18 protein-coding genes, 1 tRNA gene and 2 pseudogenes are annotated in these 21,187 nt (G+C 70.8%); 11 read left to right on the top strand and 10 right to left on the bottom strand.

Features of this window, described 5'->3' with window-relative positions:
• Nucleotides 1-21: 21 nt before the first annotated feature.
• The 3 genes from asnS to LJB71_RS06745 are packed head-to-tail and all read left to right on the top strand — an operon-like array spanning nucleotide 22 to nucleotide 2,046.
• Nucleotides 22-1,422 carry an asparagine--tRNA ligase gene (asnS, locus tag LJB71_RS06755; RefSeq protein WP_259303578.1) on the top strand — a complete coding sequence of 467 codons (1,401 nt, stop codon included), beginning with the start codon at nucleotides 22-24 and terminating at the stop codon, nucleotides 1,420-1,422.
• A gap of 4 nt (nucleotides 1,423-1,426) precedes the next feature.
• Nucleotides 1,427-1,744, top strand: a complete 318-nt coding sequence (locus LJB71_RS06750) for a hypothetical protein (protein WP_259303577.1) — start codon at nucleotides 1,427-1,429, stop codon at nucleotides 1,742-1,744.
• Nucleotides 1,741-2,046 (top strand): hypothetical protein, encoded by a 306-nt coding sequence (locus LJB71_RS06745; RefSeq protein WP_259303576.1) that lies wholly within the window; start codon nucleotides 1,741-1,743, stop codon nucleotides 2,044-2,046. The genes LJB71_RS06750 and LJB71_RS06745 overlap by 4 nt, the downstream gene beginning before the upstream one ends.
• A gap of 67 nt (nucleotides 2,047-2,113) precedes the next feature.
• Here the strand turns inward: LJB71_RS06745 and LJB71_RS06740 are convergent, their stop codons facing one another.
• Genes LJB71_RS06740 through LJB71_RS06730 form a run of 3 tightly spaced genes read right to left on the bottom strand, consistent with a single transcriptional unit; the run spans nucleotide 2,114 to nucleotide 4,471 of the window.
• The gene (locus LJB71_RS06740) at nucleotides 2,114-2,581 is read right to left on the bottom strand and encodes a hypothetical protein (RefSeq protein ID WP_259303575.1); all 468 of its coding nucleotides are present in this window, start codon (nucleotides 2,579-2,581) and stop codon (nucleotides 2,114-2,116) included.
• A gap of 43 nt (nucleotides 2,582-2,624) precedes the next feature.
• Entirely contained in the window at nucleotides 2,625-3,863 is a 1,239-nt protein-coding gene (locus LJB71_RS06735; protein ID WP_259303574.1) for a hypothetical protein, read from the bottom strand.
• Between the two features lie 14 nt (nucleotides 3,864-3,877).
• Nucleotides 3,878-4,471: an NfuA family Fe-S biogenesis protein gene (locus LJB71_RS06730; protein ID WP_259303573.1), complete on the bottom strand. Its 594-nt coding sequence runs from the start codon at nucleotides 4,469-4,471 to the stop codon at nucleotides 3,878-3,880.
• An 80-nt stretch (nucleotides 4,472-4,551) separates the two neighbouring features.
• Here LJB71_RS06730 and LJB71_RS06725 point away from each other — a divergent pair, with 80 nt between their 5' ends.
• Complete coding sequence (locus tag LJB71_RS06725) at nucleotides 4,552-4,893, top strand: 4a-hydroxytetrahydrobiopterin dehydratase (protein WP_259303572.1); 342 nt, start codon at nucleotides 4,552-4,554, stop codon at nucleotides 4,891-4,893.
• Between the two features lie 19 nt (nucleotides 4,894-4,912).
• On the opposite strand, the pseudogene LJB71_RS06720 reads toward LJB71_RS06725, so the two are convergent.
• Nucleotides 4,913-5,879 (bottom strand): annotated as a pseudogene (locus LJB71_RS06720) (RluA family pseudouridine synthase).
• Between the two features lie 451 nt (nucleotides 5,880-6,330).
• On the opposite strand from LJB71_RS06720, the gene LJB71_RS06715 reads away from it, so the two are divergent.
• Both LJB71_RS06715 and LJB71_RS06710 read left to right on the top strand, forming a co-directional pair.
• The gene (locus LJB71_RS06715; RefSeq protein ID WP_259303571.1) at nucleotides 6,331-8,010 is read left to right on the top strand and encodes an Rne/Rng family ribonuclease; all 1,680 of its coding nucleotides are present in this window, start codon (nucleotides 6,331-6,333) and stop codon (nucleotides 8,008-8,010) included.
• A gap of 563 nt (nucleotides 8,011-8,573) precedes the next feature.
• A complete protein-coding gene (locus LJB71_RS06710) occupies nucleotides 8,574-9,227 on the top strand; it encodes a hypothetical protein (RefSeq protein ID WP_259303570.1) in 654 nt (217 codons plus the stop codon).
• Nucleotides 9,228-9,253: 26 nt separating this feature from the next.
• Here the strand turns inward: LJB71_RS06710 and LJB71_RS06705 are convergent, their stop codons facing one another.
• The 4 genes and pseudogenes from LJB71_RS06705 to serS all read right to left on the bottom strand — a co-directional run bounded on the left by LJB71_RS06705 (nucleotide 9,254) and on the right by serS (nucleotide 12,528).
• Nucleotides 9,254-9,907, bottom strand: a complete 654-nt coding sequence (locus LJB71_RS06705; protein ID WP_259303569.1) for a response regulator transcription factor — start codon at nucleotides 9,905-9,907, stop codon at nucleotides 9,254-9,256.
• Nucleotides 9,908-10,014: 107 nt separating this feature from the next.
• A tRNA-Ser gene (locus LJB71_RS06700) sits at nucleotides 10,015-10,103 on the bottom strand.
• 171 nt (nucleotides 10,104-10,274) lie between these two features.
• A pseudogene (locus tag LJB71_RS06695) lies at nucleotides 10,275-11,192 on the bottom strand (LysR family transcriptional regulator); the annotation flags it as partial.
• 55 nt (nucleotides 11,193-11,247) lie between these two features.
• Nucleotides 11,248-12,528 (bottom strand): serine--tRNA ligase, encoded by a 1,281-nt coding sequence (serS, locus tag LJB71_RS06690; protein ID WP_259303568.1) that lies wholly within the window; start codon nucleotides 12,526-12,528, stop codon nucleotides 11,248-11,250.
• A gap of 94 nt (nucleotides 12,529-12,622) precedes the next feature.
• On the opposite strand from serS, the gene LJB71_RS06685 reads away from it, so the two are divergent.
• The 5 genes from LJB71_RS06685 to LJB71_RS06665 all read left to right on the top strand — a co-directional run bounded on the left by LJB71_RS06685 (nucleotide 12,623) and on the right by LJB71_RS06665 (nucleotide 17,533).
• The gene (locus tag LJB71_RS06685) at nucleotides 12,623-13,279 is read left to right on the top strand and encodes an energy transducer TonB (protein WP_259303567.1); all 657 of its coding nucleotides are present in this window, start codon (nucleotides 12,623-12,625) and stop codon (nucleotides 13,277-13,279) included.
• A gap of 7 nt (nucleotides 13,280-13,286) precedes the next feature.
• On the top strand, nucleotides 13,287-14,732 hold the full coding sequence (sbcB, locus tag LJB71_RS06680; protein WP_259303566.1) for an exodeoxyribonuclease I: 1,446 nt from the start codon (nucleotides 13,287-13,289) through the stop codon (nucleotides 14,730-14,732).
• Between the two features lie 129 nt (nucleotides 14,733-14,861).
• Nucleotides 14,862-15,734 carry a hypothetical protein gene (locus LJB71_RS06675; RefSeq protein WP_259303565.1) on the top strand — a complete coding sequence of 291 codons (873 nt, stop codon included), beginning with the start codon at nucleotides 14,862-14,864 and terminating at the stop codon, nucleotides 15,732-15,734.
• 10 nt (nucleotides 15,735-15,744) lie between these two features.
• Nucleotides 15,745-16,920: a DUF4785 family protein gene (locus LJB71_RS06670; RefSeq protein ID WP_259303564.1), complete on the top strand. Its 1,176-nt coding sequence runs from the start codon at nucleotides 15,745-15,747 to the stop codon at nucleotides 16,918-16,920.
• Nucleotides 16,921-17,014: 94 nt separating this feature from the next.
• On the top strand, nucleotides 17,015-17,533 hold the full coding sequence (locus LJB71_RS06665; protein ID WP_259303563.1) for a DUF2939 domain-containing protein: 519 nt from the start codon (nucleotides 17,015-17,017) through the stop codon (nucleotides 17,531-17,533).
• Nucleotides 17,534-17,542: 9 nt separating this feature from the next.
• Here LJB71_RS06665 and LJB71_RS06660 read toward each other — a convergent pair whose 3' ends face one another.
• Both LJB71_RS06660 and LJB71_RS06655 read right to left on the bottom strand, forming a co-directional pair.
• On the bottom strand, nucleotides 17,543-18,481 hold the full coding sequence (locus LJB71_RS06660) for a 5'-nucleotidase (RefSeq protein WP_259303562.1): 939 nt from the start codon (nucleotides 18,479-18,481) through the stop codon (nucleotides 17,543-17,545).
• A 51-nt stretch (nucleotides 18,482-18,532) separates the two neighbouring features.
• Nucleotides 18,533-21,181, bottom strand: a complete 2,649-nt coding sequence (locus tag LJB71_RS06655) for an EAL domain-containing protein (protein ID WP_259303561.1) — start codon at nucleotides 21,179-21,181, stop codon at nucleotides 18,533-18,535.
• Nucleotides 21,182-21,187 lie beyond the last annotated feature (6 nt).

The raw sequence follows: 21,187 nt of genomic DNA, 5'->3' as shown, positions 1-21,187 counted from the left end.
CTTGCAACGCAGGATTTCAAGATGACGACGATCTCCGTGGCCCAGGCGCTGGCCGGGCATGTGCCGGAAGGCGGCCAGGTATCGGTGCGCGGCTGGGTGCGCACCCGCCGCGACTCCAAGGCCGGGCTGAGCTTCGTCAACGTCAGCGACGGCTCCTGCTTCGCGCCGATCCAGGTGGTCGCGCCCGACACCCTGGCCAATTACGAATCCGAGGTGAAGCACCTGACCACCGGCTGCGCGGTGGCGTGCACCGGCACCCTGGTGAAGTCGCAGGGCCAGGGCCAGAGCTTCGAGGTGCAGGCATCCCGCATCGACGTCATCGGCTGGGTCGAGGACCCGCTGACCTACCCGATGCAGCCCAAGCAGCACTCGCTGGAATACCTGCGCGAGTTCGCCCATCTGCGCCCGCGCACCAACCTGTTCGGCGCCGTCACCCGCATCCGCCACTGCCTGGCGCAGGCGGTGCACCGCTTCTTCCACGAGCGCGGCTTCTACTGGATCTCTACGCCGATCATCACCACCTCCGACGCCGAGGGCGCGGGCCAGATGTTCCGCGTCTCTACCCTGGACCTGGCCAACCTGCCGCGCGGCAAGGACGGCGCGGTGGATTTCTCGCGCGACTTCTTCGGCAAGGAAACCTTCCTCACCGTCTCCGGCCAGCTCAACGTGGAGGCGTTCTGCCTGGCGCTGAGCAAGGTCTATACCTTCGGCCCCACCTTCCGCGCCGAGAACAGCAACACCACGCGGCATCTGGCCGAGTTCTGGATGGTCGAGCCGGAGATCGCGTTCGCCGACCTCGACGACGACGCTACCTTGGCCGAGGATTTCCTGAAATATCTGTTCCGCGCGGTGCTTAACGAGCGCGGCGACGACATGGCCTTCATCGCCGAACGCGTGCAGAAGGACGCGGTCAGCCGCCTGGAGGCGTTCATCAACGCGCCGTTCGAGCGGATCGACTACACCGATGCCATCGCCCTGCTGCAGAAATCGGGCAAAAAGTTCGAGTTCCCGGTCGAATGGGGCCTGGACCTGCAGACCGAGCACGAACGCTGGCTGACCGAGGAGCACGTCGGCCGCCCGGTGGTGGTGATGAACTACCCCGAGCAGATCAAGGCGTTCTACATGCGCCTGAACGACGATGGCCGCACCGTTGCCGCGATGGACGTGCTGGCGCCGGGGATCGGCGAAATCATCGGTGGCAGCCAGCGCGAGGAGCGCCTGGACATGCTGGACGCGCGCATGGCGCAGTTCGGGCTGGATCCGGCGCATTACGCCTGGTACCGCGACTTCCGCCGCTACGGCACGGTGCCGCACGCCGGCTTCGGCCTCGGCTTCGAGCGGCTGGTGGTGTACGTGTGCGGGCTGGCCAACATCCGCGACGCGATCGCCTATCCGCGCGCGCCCGGACACGCCGAGTTCTGAGCCGATGGACGCCGACCTGATCCTGTTCCTGGCCCTGACCGCGTTCGCCACCGCGATCGCCGGCGCCACCGCGTTCGTGATCTTCTGGCCGCTGACCCTGGTGCACATCCGCGACCGCCATCCCGCGATCGCCGCGCAGCTGGGCGAAGGCGCCTTCCTCAAGCCGAAGGCGCTGTGGTGGCTGCTGCGCCGCGGCTACCGCGCCCATCCGGATCGCGCGCTGAGCGGCCTGGCCACACCGGCGTGGATTTCGCTGCTGGTGATCCTGGACGGAGTGGCGATGGGCGGCGTGCTCTGGATCGTCGGGCAGGCGCTTTCATGACGGCCAAGAACGAAAGCTGGTGGCTGGCTACCCTCGGCCGCACCGTGGTGTGGGCGCGCCTGCGCGAGCGCGAGGCCGGCACCGCCGAGGTGTTCGATGCGGACGGCAACACCCTGCCCTACGACAGCGTGGACACCGCACGCGCAGCGCTGATGGATGCCGAATTCGTCGAGTTCGACGGGCTGGACGCGGAGGACGCGCAGGCACGCGGCTTCCTGCTGGCCGAGCTGGCGCCGCCGCGCGCGCAGGACGATCAGGCCCTGCGCGCGTTGATGGTGCAGACGCTCGCCCGCAGCGGCTGAGCGCCTGCAGCCGCGCACAGCGCGCCACTGGCACGCACATCGAACGCAGGCCGGGGATGATCATCGCCTAGGGCCGGTCGCCGGGCGGCGCGGGCGCGGACGGGCGCACGCTGCCGTTGTCTTCCTGCAACTCCGGCTTGAACGGGATGTCGGGCGCGGGTCGCCCGCTGGACGGCTGTTCGTTGGCATCCGGGTCCACCGGCAGGCAGCCGCCGCCGAACTGCAGCAGCGACACCACGCACTTCAGCTGCAGCCCGGTCCCCGGGATCGGGATCGACAGCTCCTTGATCCCGCGCCGCACCCACTCCTGCAGCAGGCTGCCGTCCGGGATCCAGTACTTGTCGAAGCGGGTGCCGCGATATTCCAGTCCCGGCCGCTTGAGCCAGGTGCCGGCGCGGTCGAGGTCGAGGCGGTTGGTCTTCGACCACTCGTCCGGCAGGCGCACGCTGCCATCGGGATTGAACAGCCCGGATTTGCCATCGCCACTGCGGCCGCCGTTGCCGGTGCCGGCCACGTTGCGGTTGGAAGCCCCCAATCGTCGCTCTTGGCCGCGCCCGGCCAGCCGCCCGGCGCCGGCTTCAGGCCCGGCCCGGCCCCCGCCCCGACCGTACCCACCCCGCGCCCGCCCTCGGCGGCCGCACGCGCACCGGCGCCGGTGCCGGCCTGGGCCTGGCCGGTGCCCGCCGGCAGGCGCGCATCGCCCCCGCGCCGCGGGCCGGGCTGGTGCCACTGGCGGCGCTGCCTGCACCGGGCTGGGCGGAGACCGCGCCGCCGGCCGCCACGGCGCTGGCCTGCCCTTCGCGCAACGGCAGCGCCTGCACCTGGCCGCGCAGCTGCGGTTCGCGCAGCGGCAGATCGACCGCTGGCGCCGCACGCTGGTGCGCGATGGCGCGGGTGTCCGGGGTGAAGACCTCGATCGCCTGTACCTGCTCCTTCAATTCCGGCGCCCGCAGCGGCAGCGCGCGCTCGGCCGGCTGCAGGGTGCGCAGCGGCAGCACCGGGCGGTTGGGCAGTGTTTCGACCGTCGCCTGCAGCGGCACGTCGCGCGGCTGCAGGTCCGGCAGTCGCAGCGCATGTTCGCGCGGCGGCGGCAGTTGGAACGCCTGCGGCGCCGGCTGCGGGACGTTGCTGACCGCAAGCTCCTGTGCTGCGCTCGCCTGCACCGGCTGCGGCGGCGGCAGGCGCGCCGGGGCCTCCGCCTGTGCCTGCAGTGCGGGCGGCGGGGGCAGCGCCTGCTGCTCCAGCTGCGGGCGGCCACTGTCGCTGGTCGCAGCGCTGGCGCTGGCCGCCGGCGGGGCCTGCACCGGGAGGGGCAGCGCCCGGCTGGCCGCCGCGGCCGGGGCCGCTTCCGCGCCGGCATTGGCCAGCGCGCCACCGCCCGCCACCGCATTGCCGCGCCCGATGAACTCGACCTGCACCGCCTGCTCCTCCTCCGGCGCCGGCGAAAGCGCCAGGAAGCGCAGGTACATCAGCCACAGCAGCAGGCCCAGCAGCACGATATGCAGCAGCAGGTCGGCCACCCCGGCGCCGATCCGGAGCCCGCGATCCTCGCGCGGATCCGGCGGGCGCGTGCGCCGCAGCAGCTGGAAGAACGGCGCGCCCAGCCCACCGCCCTGGCCGCGCAACGGCGGCGGACGCTGGGCCAGGCCAGCCACGCAGGCCTCCACATGCGCGCGCGCGGCGGCGGTGTCGATCGGTTCGAGCGCATCGAACCAGCCCTGCCAGCCCGCGGGGAAGCGCCCGGCGGCATCCAATCGCCCGGTGCGCAGCAGGCGGCGCTGGTTGAGCGCGGCGATGACGTCGGTGGCCGTCGTCACGCGCGCCGGCCGCCTCAGGCCTGGCCGCGCGGCATGTACGGGGCGCTGCCGCTGGCATGGTCGGTGGCATCGCGCACGCCCGCCAGCCCCGTCACCTTCTCCAGCAGGGTCTTCTCGACCCCCTGCTTGAGGGTGATATCGACCATGCTGCAGCCGTGGCAGCCGCCGCCGAAGTGCAGCACCGCGACGCCGTCGGCGGTCACTTCGGCGACCTCGACATGGCCCTTGTGCATCGCCAGCTGCGGGTTGATGTCGTGCTCGACCACCCAGCGCACGCGCTCGTCCAGCGGGGCCTCGGGCGCGGGCGCTCGGCCCTTGATGCCCGGCGCGCGGATCTGCAGCTGGCCGCCGGTGGCGAGGCTGGCGTAGTCGATCTCCGCCCCCTCCAGGAACGGCGCGCTGGGCGCATCCAGCCACAGGGTGAAGCCGTCGCAGTCGATCGCCCACTCATCGCCCTGCAGGTCGCCCTCGCCGGCGAACTCCAGGCGCACGTCGGCGCGCGGCGTGCCCGCGTGCGAGGCCGACAGGCGCACGCCCAGCCCGGGCATGGCCTCACGCTCGATCAATTTGCGGAAATGCGCCTGCGCGGCTTCGGAAATCCGGATCATGCGGCTATTCTAGCCACCCAGGCGCCGCCTGCGCCGCGCACGCCGCGCCGATGTTCAGCCCCCGCAAGATGGACCCCCGCATGGCCGACCTGATCCCCCTCGCCCACGCCCACTGCACCCCGCGCCGCGGCCACGAGCACCGGCTGACCGAAGCCAGCATCCGCGAACTGCTGCCGCAGGTGGCGGGCTGGGAACTGGCGGAGAGCGGGCACGCGCTGACCCGCACGTTCACCTTCCCGGACTATTACCGCACGATGTCGTTCGTGAACGCGCTGGCGCACATGGCCAATCGTGAAAACCACCACCCCGACCTGTCGGTGCACTACGACCGCTGCGTGGTGCGCTGGTCCACTCACGACGTGGGCGGCCTGAGCGAGAACGACTTCATCTGCGCCGCCAAGACCGGCCTGCTCGCGGACTGAACCGGCCGCACGCTTCCGGCTAGCGCAGCCGGTCCAGCACCTCGAGCAACTCCGGCATCAGCGGCGCGTTGAGCGAATACGGGGTCTGGCCACCGTCCAGCGCGAACTCCAGCGTGGAGGCATGCAGGAACAGCCGCTTCAGGCCCGCCTGCTCGCGCAGGCGCCTGTTGGCGTCCGCATCGCCGTATTTGTCGTCGCCCGCCACCGGGTGGCCGATATGCCGGGCATGGACGCGGATCTGGTGGGTGCGGCCGGTTTCGATGCGGACCTCGCAATAGCTCTGGCCGCCGCGCCGCTCCAGCACCCGGAAATGGCTCATCGAGGGCTTGCCGGCCGGGTTCACCTGCACGTGGCGCTCGCCGCCCTGGCGCAGGCCGACGTGCAGCGGTGCATCCACGCGCATGGTACCGTCGGGCATACGCCCGACCAGCAGCGCCAGATAGCGTTTTTCGATGCCGGATCCGTGATCTTCCCGCAACAATCGCTGCAGTTCGGTCAGCGCGGAGCGCTTTTTCGCCAGCACCATCAGGCCGGAGGTATCGCGGTCCAGCCGGTGCACCAGCTCCAGGCTGTCGCGCGGCCGCAGCGCGCGCAGGGCCTCGATGACGCCGAACGAAATGCCGCTGCCGCCGTGGCTGGCGATGCCCGAGGGCTTGTTGATCGCCAGCAGGCGGGCATCCTCGAACACGACCGCCGACTCGAGCGCCGCCAGCAGCCCTTTCGGCGGCGAACGGTCGCCATCCTGCGGCGATTCGATGCGAACAGGCGGGATTCTGACCTCATCTCCCGCCTCCAGCCTGCGCTCCGCCTTGGCCCGGCCGCCATTGACCCGCACCTGCCCGCTGCGCACCAGTTTGTACACCAGTGAGCGCGGCGCACCCTTCCAGTTGGCCCAGCAGGAAGTTGTCCAGCCGCTGGCCGGCGCGTTCATCCGGCACGCGCACGCTGCGCGCGCCGCCACCGGCAGGGGAAGCAGGCTGTGTCATCGAGGGTTGATCTGGTACACTCGGGGCGTGGTGCAAGGGTTTGATTTCGCAGGAAGTGTCGGGCAATCCATCGCCCATCCGGCCGAAAGCCGGCCTGCCTGGCGAGCCCCGCCGCAGTGACGTTGCCACCACCCTCGGGGTGGACATGTTAACGGCTGCGCGGCAGACCTGCCCATCACCGGCCCTGCCGTGACCCCACCCGCTGAACAATGCCCCGCGCGACGCGCCAACCACCCACGGGTGGGCGGCGGCGGTCGCCGGCCCCGCAACATCAATTGAAGGAACAAGCGCTCCCGCGGTTCGCCGTGGTGTGGCAGCGCTGGACAACGAGAGAGCCGCACGGCCTGCGCCCCTGCGCAGCCGTGCGCCTGCGGTATCCAGAAGCAAGACGCCCCATGGCGTTCCGCGCGACACCCGCCCCCGCGGGTGGGCAGCGCACAAGGAACGCACAATGAAGCGAATGCTGATCAACGCCACGCAGGCGGAAGAACTGCGGGTTGCCATCGTCGATGGCCAGTCCCTGTACGACATCGACATCGAACAGCCTGCCCGCGACAACAAGAAGTCCAACATCTACAAGGGCCGCATCACCCGGCTCGAACCCTCGCTGGAAGCCGCCTTCGTCGAATACGGCGCCGAGCGGCACGGCTTCCTGCCGCTGAAGGAAATCTCCCGCGACTACTTCCAGGCCGGGGTGGACCCGAACAAGGCCGGCATCAGGGAACTCCTGCGCGAAGGCCAGGAAGTGGTGGTGCAGGTGGACAAGGAAGAGCGCGGCAACAAGGGCGCGGCTCTGACCACGTTCATCTCGCTGGCCGGCCGCTACATGGTGCTGATGCCGAACTCGCCCACCGCCGGCGGCGTCTCGCGCCGGATCGAGGGCGACGACCGCGCCGAGCTGAAGCGGGCGATGGACGCGCTCAACATCCCCGACGACATGGGGGTGATCATCCGCACCGCCGGCGTCGGCCGCGACGCCGAGGAACTGCAGTGGGACCTCGACTACCTGCTCAGCATCTGGCGCGCGATCGCCGAGGCCGCCCTCAGCAAGCCGGCGCCGTTCCTGATCTACCAGGAAAGCCGCCTGATCGTGCGCGCGCTGCGCGACTACATGCGCAGCGACATCGGCGAGATCCTCGTCGATACCCCGGAGATGTACGCCGAGGCGCGCGAGTTCGTCGAGCAGGTGATGCCGCACAACCTGCGCAAGCTCAAGCACTACACCGACGACATTCCGCTGTTCAACCGCTTCCAGATCGAATCGCAGATCGAGAGCGCCTACGAGCGCACCGTGCGCCTGCCCTCCGGCGGCGCGCTGGTGATCGACCAGACCGAGGCGCTGACCGCGATCGACGTCAACTCGGCGCGCGCCACCAAGGGCGGCGACATCGAGGAAACCGCGTTCAACACCAACCTGGAGGCGGCCGAGGAAGTGGCCCGCCAGCTGCGCCTGCGCGACCTCGGCGGGCTGGTGGTGATCGATTTCATCGACATGACGTCGAACAAGCACCAGCGTGAAGTCGAAAATCGCCTGCAGAACGCGCTGAAGTACGACCGCGCGCGCGTGCAGATCGGCCGCATCAGCCGCTTCGGCCTGCTGGAGATGAGCCGCCAGCGCCTGCGCAACAGCCTGGGCGAGGCCAGCCAGATCGTCTGCCCGCGCTGCGAGGGCCACGGCCGCATGCGCAGCGTCGAATCGCTGTCGCTGTCGATCATCCGCGTCGCCGAGGAGCACGCGATGAAGGACAACACCGGGCAGGTGCTGGTGCAGGCACCGGTGGAGATCGCCAACTTCCTGCTCAACGAGAAGCGCAGCGCGCTGCGCGAGATCGAGCAGCGCCACGACGCGCCGATCGTGATCGTCGCCGACGAACAGCTGCACACGCCGCACTACGAGGTCACCCGCCTGCGCGTGAACGAGCTGGGCGAGGAATCCAGCAAGCCCAGCTACCAGCGCGGCACCCCGCGCCGGCTGAACACGATCGCCCTGACCAAGGCCCAGCTGAACATCCCGCCGCCGGCCGTCACCAAGGTCAAGCCGGCGCAGCCGGCCCGCTGCGCGAGCCCAAGCCGATGCCGCAGGAGGCCGAGGCCGCGCAGGCTGCCGCCCCCGCCTTCACCCAGCCGGTGACCAAGCCGGCACCCGCCGGCGGCGGCGTGATCGGCTGGCTGCGCGGCCTGTTCACCGGCACCCCGGCCGCCGCGCCCGCTCCGGCGCAGCCGGCGCGCCCGCAGCCCGGCCAGGGCCGTCGCGACGAGCGTGGCAGCAATCGTCGCGACGGGCGTGATGGTCGCGGCCAGGGCGACGCCCGCCGCGACGACGGCCGCCAGCGCGACACCCGCAACGAGGGGCCGCAGAGCAAAAGCAGAAGCAGCCGCAGCAGGCGGCCAAGCCGGCGCAGGGCCAGTCCAAGCAGGCCCAGAAGCAGGATGCCCGCCAGGAGCCGAAGCCGCAACAGGAGCCGCGCCAGGACAAACCGCGCCCGCAGGAGGCCCGCCAGGAGCCGCGTCCCGCCAAGCCGGCGCGTGCTGCGGACACCGCGCCCGCCGCGCACGAGCGCGAGGCCGCCAAGGCCGTCGTGAGCGCGCAGGCCGCAGCCAACGCCGCCGCTGACAGCGAGACCGCGGCTGCCGCTGCCGCGATGGATGCCGCCGTCACCGGCACCGCCCCCGGCAGCGAAGACGCCCCGCAGGGTGAAGGCCGGCGGCAAGCGCCGTCGCGGTCGCCGCGGTGGCCGCCGTCGTCGCCGTGGCAATGGCGACGCCGCTGCCGGCGGCGCCGGCGAGGCCAGCCTGGAGCACGACGAGGCGCTGGACGAGGTGGTCGGCAGCGATGCCAGCCAGCCCGAGTTCGATTTCGACGACATCACGCCGGCCGCGCCGCCGGCTCCTGTCGCCGCCCCGACGCCGGCTTCCGCCCCGACGTCGACCCCGGCACCGGCCGCCATCAGCCCGGCACCGGCTGTCGCCCCGGCGCCGATCGCAGAGCCGCTGCCGCCGGCAGACCCCGCCACCGCGGCGGCACCGGGCCAGGTTGAAGATGCACCGGCCAGCTCCATGCAGATGGAGGCGCCCGCCGTCGCCGCCTCCACCACGGTCGTGACCGCCGTGGGTACCAAGGCCGAGGGCGAAGTGGAAACCGTCGCCATCGCCGAGGCGGATGCCGTCGCGGCCGCCGCGCATGCCGGAATCCAGGCCGAGGCCGAGCGCGATCACGGCGTGCCCGCCGCCGTCGCGCAGCGGCGCGCGGAGCAACTGCGCGGGCTGTTCGACACCGCCCGCCAGGAACCACCGGCCGCAGCCACCGCAGCACATCCCGCCGACGCCAGCCGCCGGCAGGACGCCTGATCCGTCAGGCCTTTCTCGCGCAGGCCTCAGTGCACGGCCTGCGCGGGATCCGCCAGCCCGTACTGGGTGACCAGTCGCGCCAGCGCGATGCTGTCGTGGATGCCCAGCTTCTCGAACAGCCGGGTCTTGTGGGTGTTGACGGTCTTGGCGCTCAGGCTCAGCTGGCGCGCGATGGCTTCCTGCCGCAGTCCCTGGTTGAGCAGCAGCGCCACCTCCAGCTCGCGCGGGGTGAGCGCATCGAAAGGCGAGGCCATCTCACCCTGCAGGCCGGCCAGCGCCAACCCCTGGGCGATCGCGCTGGAGAGGTATTTGCGCCCGCGCGCGACGTCGCGCACCGCTTTGAGCAGCTCGGCCGCATCGCAGGCCTTGCCCACGTAGCCGAACGCCCCTGCCTCCAGCAGTCGCCGCGGCATTGGCCCGTCCTCCAGCACGGACACCACGATCACGCGGCTGCCATAGTCGCCACGCACCACCCGCTCGGTCACTTCCAGCCCGCTCAATCCCGGCAGATGCAGGTCGCACAGGACCACGTCCGGCTTGAGCTTGCGGATCTGCGGCAGCGCCTGCTCGGCGCTGTCGGCCTCCCCCACCACCTCGATGTCGGGCTCGGCGCCCAGGATCAGGCGAAAGCCGGTTCGCACCAGCGCATGGTCGTCGACGATGAACACCCGGATGGACATGGCAGCTCCCCAGCTACGATGTGGATGCGACTACGCTAAACCGTCCCCAGACGGCATCCCAGCAGGCGACGCCGCATCGCGGGATCGGAAATTTCCGATCCGGACGGTGGCGGAAGCGGTGAGATTCGAACTCACGGACGGTTTGACCGTCGCCGGTTTTCAAGACCGGTGCCTTAAACCACTCGGCCACGCTTCCGTGGTCGCGATTTTGACACGCCGCCGCGGCGGACTGCACGTACCGCCCGCTCCCATCGCGTTCCCCATCGCGCTCCCCATTGCCATCCCCGGGGCCGCAGGCCGCCCCGACGGTGCAGCCTCAGGCGCACCTGCGGCCGGCGGCAAGCCGCTGCAGGCATTCAGGATCGCTGCACTCCAGACGCGCGGCCTCCAGCATCGGCGGCAATTTCTCGGCCAGAAAGTCGATGAAGACGCGCACCGCCGGCAGCATGCCGCGGCGTGAGGCGAACACTGCGTGCGCGATGCCCTGCGGCAGCCGCCACTGCGGCAGCACCACCTCCAGCCGCCGGCTGCGCACCGCCTCGGCGCAGATGGTCTCCGGCAGCAGGGTGATGCCCGCGCCGCCTTCGGCCATCGCCTGCATCATCGGGAAATCGAAGCCGGTGATGCGCGGCTGCAGCTCGACCCGGCGCACCTCGTCATCCGGACCATGCAGCTCCCAGCGCTGGCGCGCCTCGTCCTCGCTGATGCTCAGGGTGACGTGCTGGGCCAGATCCTCCGGCGCCTGCGGGCGGCCGGCGCGATCGAGGTAGCCGGGACTGGCCACCAGCAGTTCCTGGATCTGGCCGAAGCTGCGCATCACCAGGCTGCCGTCCTCGTCCAGCTTGCTGCGCACGCGGATCGCCACGTCCACACCCTCGTTGATCACGTCCACCCGGCGGTTGCTGACGATCAGCTGTACCCGCACCTGCGGGTACAGGGACAGGAATTCGGGCAGCAGCTTCGGCATCTGCTGCTGCGCCATCGACACCGGCACGCTGACCCGCACGCTGCCGCGCGGCTCGGCGCTGAGGCGGTCCACCGCCTCGCGCGCGGCCTGCGCCTCGGCCAGCATCGACTGCGCGTGCCGGTGCACGCTCATGCCGACATCGGTCACCGCGAAGCGGCGGGTGGAGCGCTGCAGCAGGCGCACGCCCAGCTCCGCCTCCAGCGCGCTGATGCGCCGGCTCAGGCGCGATTTGGGGATGCCGAGCGCGCGTTCCGCAGCGGCGAAGCCCCCGTGGTCGACGACTGCGGCGAAGTAGTAGAGATCGTTGAGATCGTGCATGCCTCTTCTCCCGTACAAGCTTCCGCTGGCGCGCGCAGCGGAGACGCGCGAACGATCAAGCGATCCGGTCCTGCCCACCCATGTACGGACGCAGCGCGGCCGGCACCTCGATGCTGCCGTCGGCCTGCTGGTAGTTCTCCATCACCGCGATCAGCGCGCGACCGACCGCGACGCCCGAACCGTTGAGGGTGTGCACCAGCTCGGGCTTGCCGGTCGCGGGGTTGCGCCAGCGCGCCTGCATGCGCCGGGCCTGGAAATCGCCGCAGTTGGAGCAGGAGGAGATCTCGCGGTAGCTGCCCTGCGACGGCAGCCAGACCTCGAGGTCGTAGGTCTTGCGCGCGGAAAAGCCCATGTCGCCGCTGCACAGCAGCATGCGCCGGTACGGCAGGCCCAGCCGCTCCAGCACCACTTCGGCACAGCGGGTCATGCGCGCGTGCTCGGCATCGGACTGCTCCGGGTGGGCGATGCTCACCAGCTCGACCTTCTCGAACTGATGCTGGCGGATCATGCCACGGGTGTCGCGGCCGGCCGCACCCGCCTCGGCGCGGAAGCACATCGAATGCGCGGTCATCCGCAGCGGCAGGCGCTCGGCATCGAGGATCTCGTCGCGCACGATGTTGGTGAGCGGGACTTCCGACGTCGGGATGAGGTAGCGGGTGTGGTCGCCCAGCCGGGTGGAGAACAGGTCCTCCTCGAACTTGGGCAGCTGCCCGGTGCCGCGCATCGCCTCGGCGTTGACGATCACCGGCACGTTGGTTTCCTCGTAGCCGTGCTCGCCGGTGTGCAGATCCAGCATGAACTGCGCCAGCGCCCGGTGCAGGCGCGCCAGCTGACCGCGCAGCACGGTGAAGCGCGCGCCCGACAGCCTGGCCGCGGTCTCGCCGTCCAGCCAGCCGTGGCGCGCGCCCAGCTCGACGTGATCCTTCACCGCAAAGTCGAATTCGCGCGGCGTGCCCCAGCGGTGCTGCTCGACATTGCCGGACTCGTCGCTGCCCAGCGGCACGCAAGGATCCGGCAGGTTGGGGATGCCGGCGGCGATCGCGTCCAGCTCGGCGCGCAGGCGCTCCAGCTCGATCTCCGAGGCCTTCAGCTCATCGCCGAAACCGGCCACCTCGGCCATCACCGCGGCCACGTCCTCGCCCTTGGCCTTGAGCATGCCGATCTGCCTGCTGCGGGTATTGCGCAGGTTCTGCAGCTCCTGCGTGCGTACCTGGATGCGCTTGCGGTCGGCTTCCAGCGCCTCCAGGCGGGCCACGTCGAGGTCGAAGCCGCGGCTGACGCGCAGGCGCTCGGCGAGGTCGGCGGGATGGTGGCGCAGCAGGACGGGATCGAGCATGGAAGTACCGGATGGCGCGAAGGATGGGCCCGCATTATCGCCGAGCCCGGCCCGCGGTGGCGGGCGCGCCGCGCGGCTGTGCCAGAATGCGGGCATGACCGAGCCTGTCCTGCCCCCGAAGCGCGCCTCGCTGCTGTCGCCCACCCTGCCCAAGCTGGTCGCCCTCGCGTTCGCCGCCGGCCTGCTGCTGTTCCTGCTGGTCTGGCTGGGTTCGCGCCAGCCCAATGACTTCTACAAGGCCGGCGACGCCCCGGCCAACGCCACCCCGCCGGAGGCGTTGCCCGCGCCGCTGCCGCCCGATCTGGCCGATGGCAATGCCAGCGGCAACGTCAGCGGGCTGCGGGTCGATCCGAATGCGCAGGCCGCTCCATCGCCACCGCCCCCGGCCCGGCCTGCGGCCACGGTGGCGAACGCCGCCACCGGCAACCCCGCGACCGCGCAGGCCGCCCCCGCCGCGACTGGCGGCAGCAGCGACAACCAGGCCCAGCCCACGCCGCTGTCCTCCCCGGCCCCGCGCTATCCGCAGGAAGCCCTGCGCATGAACATCGGCGGCAGCGTGAAAGTGCGGGTGACGGTGGCGCCCGATGGCCGGGTGGATCGCCTGGAACTGGCGGAAGGCAGCGGCAACCGCTATCTGGACCGCGCCGCGCTGGAGGCGGTGCGCCGCTGGACCTTCCGCCCCGCCCTGCGCAACGGCCAGCCGGTGCAGGCCGAGGTGGTGGTGCCGATCCAGTTCGATCCGAACCGCTGACCCGGCGATGGCCGAATCCTTCCTGTTCTACGATCTCGAAACCTTCGGCGCCGATCCGCGCCGCAGCCGCATCGCCCAGTTCGCCGCGATCCGCACCGATCCCGACCTGAACCCGATCGAAGAGCCGATCAGCTTCTTCATCAAGCCGGCGGACGACCTGCTGCCTTCGCCGGGCGCCAGCCTGGTGACCGGGATCACCCCGCAGCAGGCCCTGCGCGACGGCGTCAACGAAGCGGCCGCATTCGCCCGCATCGTCGAGGAAATGGGCCGTCCCGGCACCTGCAGCGTGGGCTACAACTCGCTGCGCTTCGACGACGAGTTCGTGCGCTACGGCCTGTACCGCAACTTCCACGACCCTTACGAGCGCGAATACAAACACGGCAACTCGCGCTGGGACCTGCTGGACGTGCTGCGCCTGATGCATGCCCTGCGCCCGGACGGGATCGCATGGCGCGCGCGCGAAGACGGCCAGGGCACCAGCTTCAAGCTCGAGCACCTGGCCGCGGACAACGGCCTGCGCGAGGGCACGGCGCACGAGGCGCTGAGCGACGTGCGCGCGCTGATCGGGCTGGCCCGGCGGCTGCGCCGCCACCAGCCCAGGCTGTGGGATTACGCCCTGCGCCTGCGCGACAAGCGCTACGCCGCCTCCCTGCTCGACCCGGTGGCGATGACGCCGGTGCTGCACGTCTCGCAGCGCTTCCCGGCTTCGCGCCTGTGCGCGGCGCCGGTGCTGCCGCTGGCGCGGCATCCCGACTACGAAGCGCGCACGATCGTGTTCGATCTGGCCAGCGACCCGGAGCCGCTGCTCGCGCTGGATGCCGAGGCCATCGCCGCGCGCCTGTATGTGCGCCAGCAGGATCTGGCGGAGGGCGAATCGCGCATTGCGCTGAAGGAAGTGCACGCCAACAAATGCCCGGCGCTGGTGGAATGGGAGAACCTGCGCCCGTCGGACTTCGATCGGCTCAAGATCGATCCGGCCGTGGTGGAACAGCGCGCCGCCCGCCTGCGCGCCGCCGGCCCCGCGCTGGCCGAGAAGATCCGCCGGGTGTACGCGCGCAACCGCCCGCAGGCAGCCACCGACCCGGATGCGGCGCTGTACGACGGCTTCATCGCGCCATCCGACAAGCACCTGCTGGCGCAGGTGCGCGCGACACCGCCCGAACAGCTCGGGCAAACATCTTTCCCATTCTGCGACGCACGCCTGCCGACCCTGCTGCTGCGCTATCGCGCGCGCAACTGGCCCAAGACGCTCGGCGCCGATGACCGCGCGGCCTGGGACGCCTACCGCCGCCAGCGTCTGCTCACCGACAGCGGCCTGTCCGAACTGACCCTGCCGCAGTTCTTCGCGGAAATCGCGCAGCTGCGGGCGCTGCATGCGGATGCCGCCGCCACGCAGTCTCTGCTGGAGGCGCTGGAGGACTGGGGACGCCAGCGCGAACGGGAACTGGCCTGATGCACCGGGTTTGCCGCGCTGCGGCATGACTTTTCCATACCACTTCGTATGCTGCCCGCTGCCGCCCGATCATCGGGGACCGGGGCGGCGCCTGCCGCAGGCCGCGCGGCATCGTTTCGGGGACTCTTCATGATCAGGCTCGTCCTGGCGGCGCTCGCGCTGTGCGTCGCCCTCGTTTCCACTCCCGCGGCCCGCGCCGCGGATGTCACCGGCGTGGCGTTCGTGCACGGCACCGGCAATCAGACCGACGCCTACAACGACTACTGGCAGCCGACGATGGTCAACAACGTCCGCGCCGGGCTGGCCAATCCCGCCAACTACGTGGTCATCAACTGCGACTTCGACCAGTACATGTGGGACAGCCGCGCCGCCGGCTGCCTGGCCGACCAGCTCACCCGGTTCATCAACGCCAAGGGCATCACCCGCCTGATCGTGATCACCCATTCCAACGGCGGCAACATCGTGCGCTGGATGCTCTCCAACCCCACCTGGGACAGCCGCTATCCGGCGATCATCAGCCGCATCGTGCGGGTCAACGCGCTTGCGCCCTCCTCTGCCGGCACTCCGCTGGCGGATGCGGTGATCAACGGCAACGTGTTCGAAACCTCGCTCGGCTGGCTGCTGGGCTACAAGTCGGACGCGGTGCGCCAGCAGCAGGTGAGCTGGATGGCCTACTACAACGGCAACTACCTGTACGGCACCGGCGGGCGGCCTTCGCTGCCCCGGCAGTTCCGCAGCGTGGTCGGTACCGACGTGGAAACCGCGGTCTGGGATCCGGACAGCTACTGCGGCGGCTACACCCTCAACGTCGGTCTGGAAATCACCCAGGCCTGGCTGGACAGCTGCTCCGACGGCTTCCTCAACTGCAGCAGCCAGTCCGCCGCAGGCGCGGTGTGGTTCTACGACAAGTCACGGATGGCCGGCAGCGAACCGCTCAGCCACAACCAGAGCCGGCGCGCCTGCTTCGGCCTGGATGCCATCCTCCGCAACGACATGAAGTGAGGGCCTGACGATGCGTTCGATCTTTCTGCGCGCGGCGGCCACGGCCGCACTCCCGATCCTGCTGGCGGCCCCTGCCTTCGCCGCGCAGCCATTGCTGCCCGCCGGCGGGCATGACCAGGTGCCAACCCGGCTGGCGACCCTGCCGGCGCCGCAAGGCGCGTTCGAGCGCAAGCCGGTGTCTTTCGCCTGGGCGCTCGACCCCACTCTGGCCCTCACCAATACGCCGCCATTCCTGGCCGAGAGCCGGGAGTATTGGCTGACGGTGCAGGGGCGCGAGCTGCAGCAGGGCGTGACACTGCCGATGTCGGCGCCCAACGCGCTGGTCCGCGTCAGCCCCGCGGCCGGCGCGACCGCCCTGCGCGCCGACGAGCTCAGCGTGAGCCTGCAGGGTCGCCGCCTCGGCATCGCCCACAGCGCCGACGCCGAAGCGCTGCGGCGTGCCGGGATGGACGCCAGCGCCGGCACCCAGGTGCTGCGCCTCGGCAGCGGCAGCGGCGCTGGCAAGGCGATCCTGCAGGCGCCGCGCGCGCAGGGGCGCTATGTCATCCACGTGTTCGAACCCGGCAGCCCCGTGGTGCTGCACGCCCGCGCCGACCGCAGCCAGGCGCTGGCCGGCGAGCCCATGCAGGTGACGGTCGCCGCCTCCGGCCGCGGTGCGGGCGCGCTGCGCGCCAGCGCGCTGCTGGTGGGCCCGGATGGCAGCAGCCGTCCGGTGACGGTGCGCAGCACGCCGGATGGCCGCCAGGTCGCGGCGTTCCAGCTGCCGACCCGGGCGGTATCGACGCCCGGGCTGTGGGAACTGCAGGTGTTCGCCAACGTGGGCGAAATTCCCCGCGATGCGCGCACCGCCTTCGCCGTCGCGCAGCCGACCGCCCGCCTGGCCGGCAGCTATGCGCTGGATGCCAGCCGGCTGCGCGTCTCGCTGCCGGTGCAGGCGGCCTCGCCCGGCCGCTACGAAGCGCGCGGCACGCTGTATGCCACCGCCCCTGACGGTAGCCTGCGCCCGGTTTCCGAAGCGCATGCCGCGGCCTGGATGGAGGCCGGCAGCGGCACCCTGGTGCTGCAATTCCCGCGCGAGCATCTGCCCGCCGGCTACGGCGCCCCGTTCGAGCTGCGCCAGCTGGAACTCAACGACCAGACCCGGCTGGGCAAGCTGGAGCTGCGCGAGCGCGCCGCCCGGTTCTGAAAACCGCGCGCGACCAACGGCCGGGCTTGCCCGGCCGTTGCCATTTGGGCAGGCTGTGGCGGGATCCGGAGAACGGGATCCGGAGAAACAGAACATGCGCACGAAACTGAAATGGGCCCTGATCCCGCTGGGCCTGCTGGCGCTGCTGCTCCTGGCCTACGTGGCCGCGGGGCCGTGGCTGGCGCTCCACGGCATCCGCCGGCTGGTGGCCGCGGGCCAGCAGGACGAGCTGTGGCGGTTCGTGGATTTCCAGCGGCTGCGCGAAAGCCTGCGCCCGCAGCTGGAAGAGAAGATCATGCGCGACATCCTGGCCCGCACCGCTTCCCGTTCGGGACCGCTGGCCATCGGCAAGGTCAGCGCAGCCTTCACCGAGCCCGCGCTGAAGGCGATCGCCTCGCCCCAGGGCCTGGCCACGTTGTTGCAGGGCAGCGCGCTCGCGCATACCACCGCGCCCGGCGCCCCCAATGACGGCCTGAAACAGGCGGAAACCCGCTTTCAGTCCCCTTCGCTGTTCACCGCCACCGTCCCCAGCGCCGAAGGCAGGCCGGTGGTGTTCGAGTTCCGCCGCGACGGTCTCAACTGGAAGCTGACCGGGCTGCGCCTGCCGGACTGATCCGCACGCTCAGCCGGACGCGGCCTCGTTGGCCACGCCGTGGGGCACATGTCCGGCGGCCACGTGGCGGCGCGCGGAATCGATGTTGTGCGGGGAGTCGTCGAAGAAGATATCGGCGCCGAACGCTTCCAGGAACGGCCCCTTGTCGCGTCCGCCGAGGAACAGCGCTTCGTCCAGGCGCACGCCCCATTCGCGCAGGGTGCGGATCACCCGCTCGTGCGCAGGCGCCGAGCGCGCGGTGACCAGCGCGGTGCGGATCGGCGCATCCTGGCCCGGCGGGAACGCCGCCTGCAGGTCGTGCAGGGCCGCCAGGAAGCCGCGGAACGGGCCGCCGGAGAGCGGTTCGTGGGCACGCTCGCGCTCGTGCCGCCCGAAGGCCTCCACGCCCTGCTCGCGCGACACCCGCTCGCTCTCGTCGCCGAACAGCACCGCATCGCCGTCGAACGCGATCCGCAGCTGGCGCTGGCGCGGCTCGCTGGCCTTCTCCGGCAGGATGGTCGCGGCCGCCACCCCGGCCTCCAGCGCACGCCGCACCGACTCCGGGTTGGCCGAGAGGAACAGCTGCGCGCCGAATGGCTTGATGTAGGGCCAGACCGGCGCACCGGCGGTGAAGGTGGCACGGCGGATGTCCAGCCCATGGTGCTGGATCGAATTGAACACGCGCAGCCCGGTGTCGGAGGAATTGCGCGAGAGCAGGATCACCTCGACCCGGCGCGCGCCCGCGTTCAGGCCCAGCAGCTTGCGTACCAGCGGGAAGGCGATGCCCGGCGGCAGCACCTCGTTCTCGCGCTGGCGCTGGTGCTCGGCGAACGCATCGATGCCCTCGCGCTCGAACACCGCATGGCTGTCCTCCATGTGGAACAGCGCGCGCGCGGTGATCGCCACCACCAGCGGCGGCGGGATGCGGTCGTCGGAATCGGATGGCGCGGGCGGAACGTGGTCGGGCATCGGGGCAAGTATGCGGGCAAGGGCGGGATCGCGCGCTGAACCAGGGCCAGGTCACGCGCCGGCGCCGGCATCGCGCTGGAACAGCACGCGCTGCGGCCGGTGCAGGGCAAAGCCCTGCGCGTAGTCCACCGACATGCCGGCCAGCAGGTCCAGCAGCTCCTGCGAGGATACCCATTCGGCCACCACCTGCAGCCCCTGCTCGTGACCGATCTCGGCCACCGCGCGCACGATCGAGCGCGATATGCGATCGCTGACCATGTTTTGCACGAAGATGCCGTCGATCTTCACCATGTCCAGTTCGAGGTCCTTGAGATAGCCGAACGAGGACATGCCGGCGCCGAAGTCGTCCAGCGCCACCCGGCAGCCGAGCTTGCGCAGGCGCGCGATCAGCGCGCTGGAGGCGGCGAAATCGCGCATCGCCACCGTCTCGGTGATCTCGAATACCAGCCGCCGCGGGTCGATCCGGTGCAGTTCCAGCAGCTGGGCGATGCGCTCGAACAGGCCCGGATCCTCCAGGCTGGCCGCGGACAGGTTGATCGCGCAGGTGGCCAGCGCCGCGCCGCTGGGATGCAGGCGGTCCAGGTTGGCCAGCGCGGTCTCCACCACCCAGCGGTCCACCAGCGGCATCAAGCCGTAGCGCTCGGCCGCCGGCAGGAAGGCGCCCGGCATCACCTCGCCGCCATCCTTGTCGCGCAGGCGCAGCAGCAGTTCGATGTGCACCCTGCCCTCGCCACGCAGCGGATGCAGCTCCTGGTAGTCCAGCAGCAGGCGGCCGTCGTTGAGCGCCTCACGGATGCGGTTGGCCCATTCCATCTCGCCCATCCGGCGCGCGATCGCAGCATCGTCCTCGGCATACAGGTGGATGCGGTTGCGGCCGGCCTCCTTGGCCAGGTAGCAGGCGGCGTCCGCGTGCGCGAACAGCTCCTTCAGCGAGGCCGCGCTGCGCAGCATCACTACCCCGATGCTGGCGCTGATGGTGTAGTTGCGGCCTTCCCAGGTGAACACGAAGGTCTCGATCCCGGCGCGCATGCGCTCGGCCGCCTGCAGCGCTTCCTCGGTGGTGCGCACGCCGGACAGCAGCACGCCGAACTCGTCGCCGCCCAGCCGCGCCAGCATGTCGTGCGGGCGCAGGTTCTCCCGCATCAGCATGGCCAGGCGCACCAGCAGTTCGTCGCCGGCAGCGTGGCCCGAGGTGTCGTTGATCAGCTTGAACTGGTCGAGGTCGATGAACAGCAGCGCGCCGACCTGGCGCCCGCTGCCGGACAGCAGCGCCTGTGCGCGCAGCTCGAACTCGCGGCGGTTGAACAGCCGGGTCAGTGGGTCGTGGCTGGCCTGGTAGCTGAGGCGCTCGGTCAACTGCCGCTGCTCGGTGGTATCGCTGGCCACCAGCAGCCACATCGGCACGTCGTCGATTTCGATCGAGCTGATCCAGGTGGTGGCCCAGAATGGTCGGCCCTCGGCATCGCGCATCTGCACTTCCAGCGCCTGCGAGCTGCCCGTCTCCGCCGCCTGCAGGCGGTCCTGGCCGCCGATCTCCAGCAGCGTGCCGAAGCCGCCGCGGGCGCCGGAGTGGGGGTCGAGCTTCTGGCGTGCGACCGCGTTGCGATAAACGATCGTTCCGTCGTCCTTGCGCACCAGCAGGACCAGGCAGGGCAGCAGCTCGTTGAGGGTGCGGAAGCGCTCCTCGCTGGCGCGGAAGCGCGCGCTCATCGCGGCGCCGAGCGCAATCGCCTGCTCGCGCGTGCTCACCAGCGACCACGCCAGCGCCGCCAGCAAAACGCTGATCGCGGCGCCGATCCAAAGCACGGTCCACCACTTGCCCTGCCCGTCCAGAACCGCCCGCGGGGTGGCGCTGAACCGCCAGGTGCGCCCACCGAAGCTGAACTCCACCACGTGCGGCACCCCGCCGGATACTGCCGCAAAACGCCGCGCGTACAGCAGGCGCGGCGAACCGTCGCCCACGTCCTCCACTTTCACGCTCGCCAGTTCCGAGGACGCTTCGGGGATGATGGAATCAATCAGGTCGGAAATGCGGAACGAGGCGCCCAGCGAGCCGACCATGTCCAGCCGGCGCGCCTCGATGCTGTCCGGAATCGGGCCGGGGCGATACACCGGAAGGCGCAGGATGACGCCGTCCAGCGGCCCTGCGCTGTCGCGGCTCTGGATCAACCGGAACGGCGGCGACATCGCCACCTGGTTGTCGTCGCGCGAGCGCCGCAATGCCTCCATGTTCATCGGCTGGCGGGTGATGTCCAGGCCGCGCAGGGCGGCGTTCCCCTCCAGTGGCGCGTACAGGGTGGTGATGTAGTGCTCGCGCCCGTCGATGACGCGGCGTTCGGCGTAGGCCAGCGCCTGCAGGCTCACCCGCACCTCGCCGCTGGCCTGCATGTTCTCGTAGGCACGCATGTACTCGTCTGGGGTCACCGCGTCGGACGACAGGAAGATCGACTGGAACGCCCGGATCAGGTGCTCGCACTGGCGCAGCTGCTCGTGCAGGCTCGAGGAGAAATATCCGACCTGCTTGACGAACTCGCGGCGCGCTTCGCGCTCGCCGCGGTCACGCTCCAGGTCGGCCAGCCACAGCGTGCCGCCCAGGCCAAGCAGCAGTACCAGCAGCCCCCAGGCCCAGGCCGGGATGCGCCTGCGCGCCGCTGGTCCTTGCATCGGCTCGCTACCGCTGGGCGTGGTTTCGAATGTCATGCAAGG

The sequence above is a fragment of the Thermomonas sp. S9 genome (assembly GCF_024704365.1).
Taxonomy (GTDB): Bacteria; Pseudomonadota; Gammaproteobacteria; order Xanthomonadales; family Xanthomonadaceae; genus Thermomonas.
Note: the sequence above shows the minus strand (reverse complement) of the source record. Positions and strands in the feature narration are given on the sequence as shown.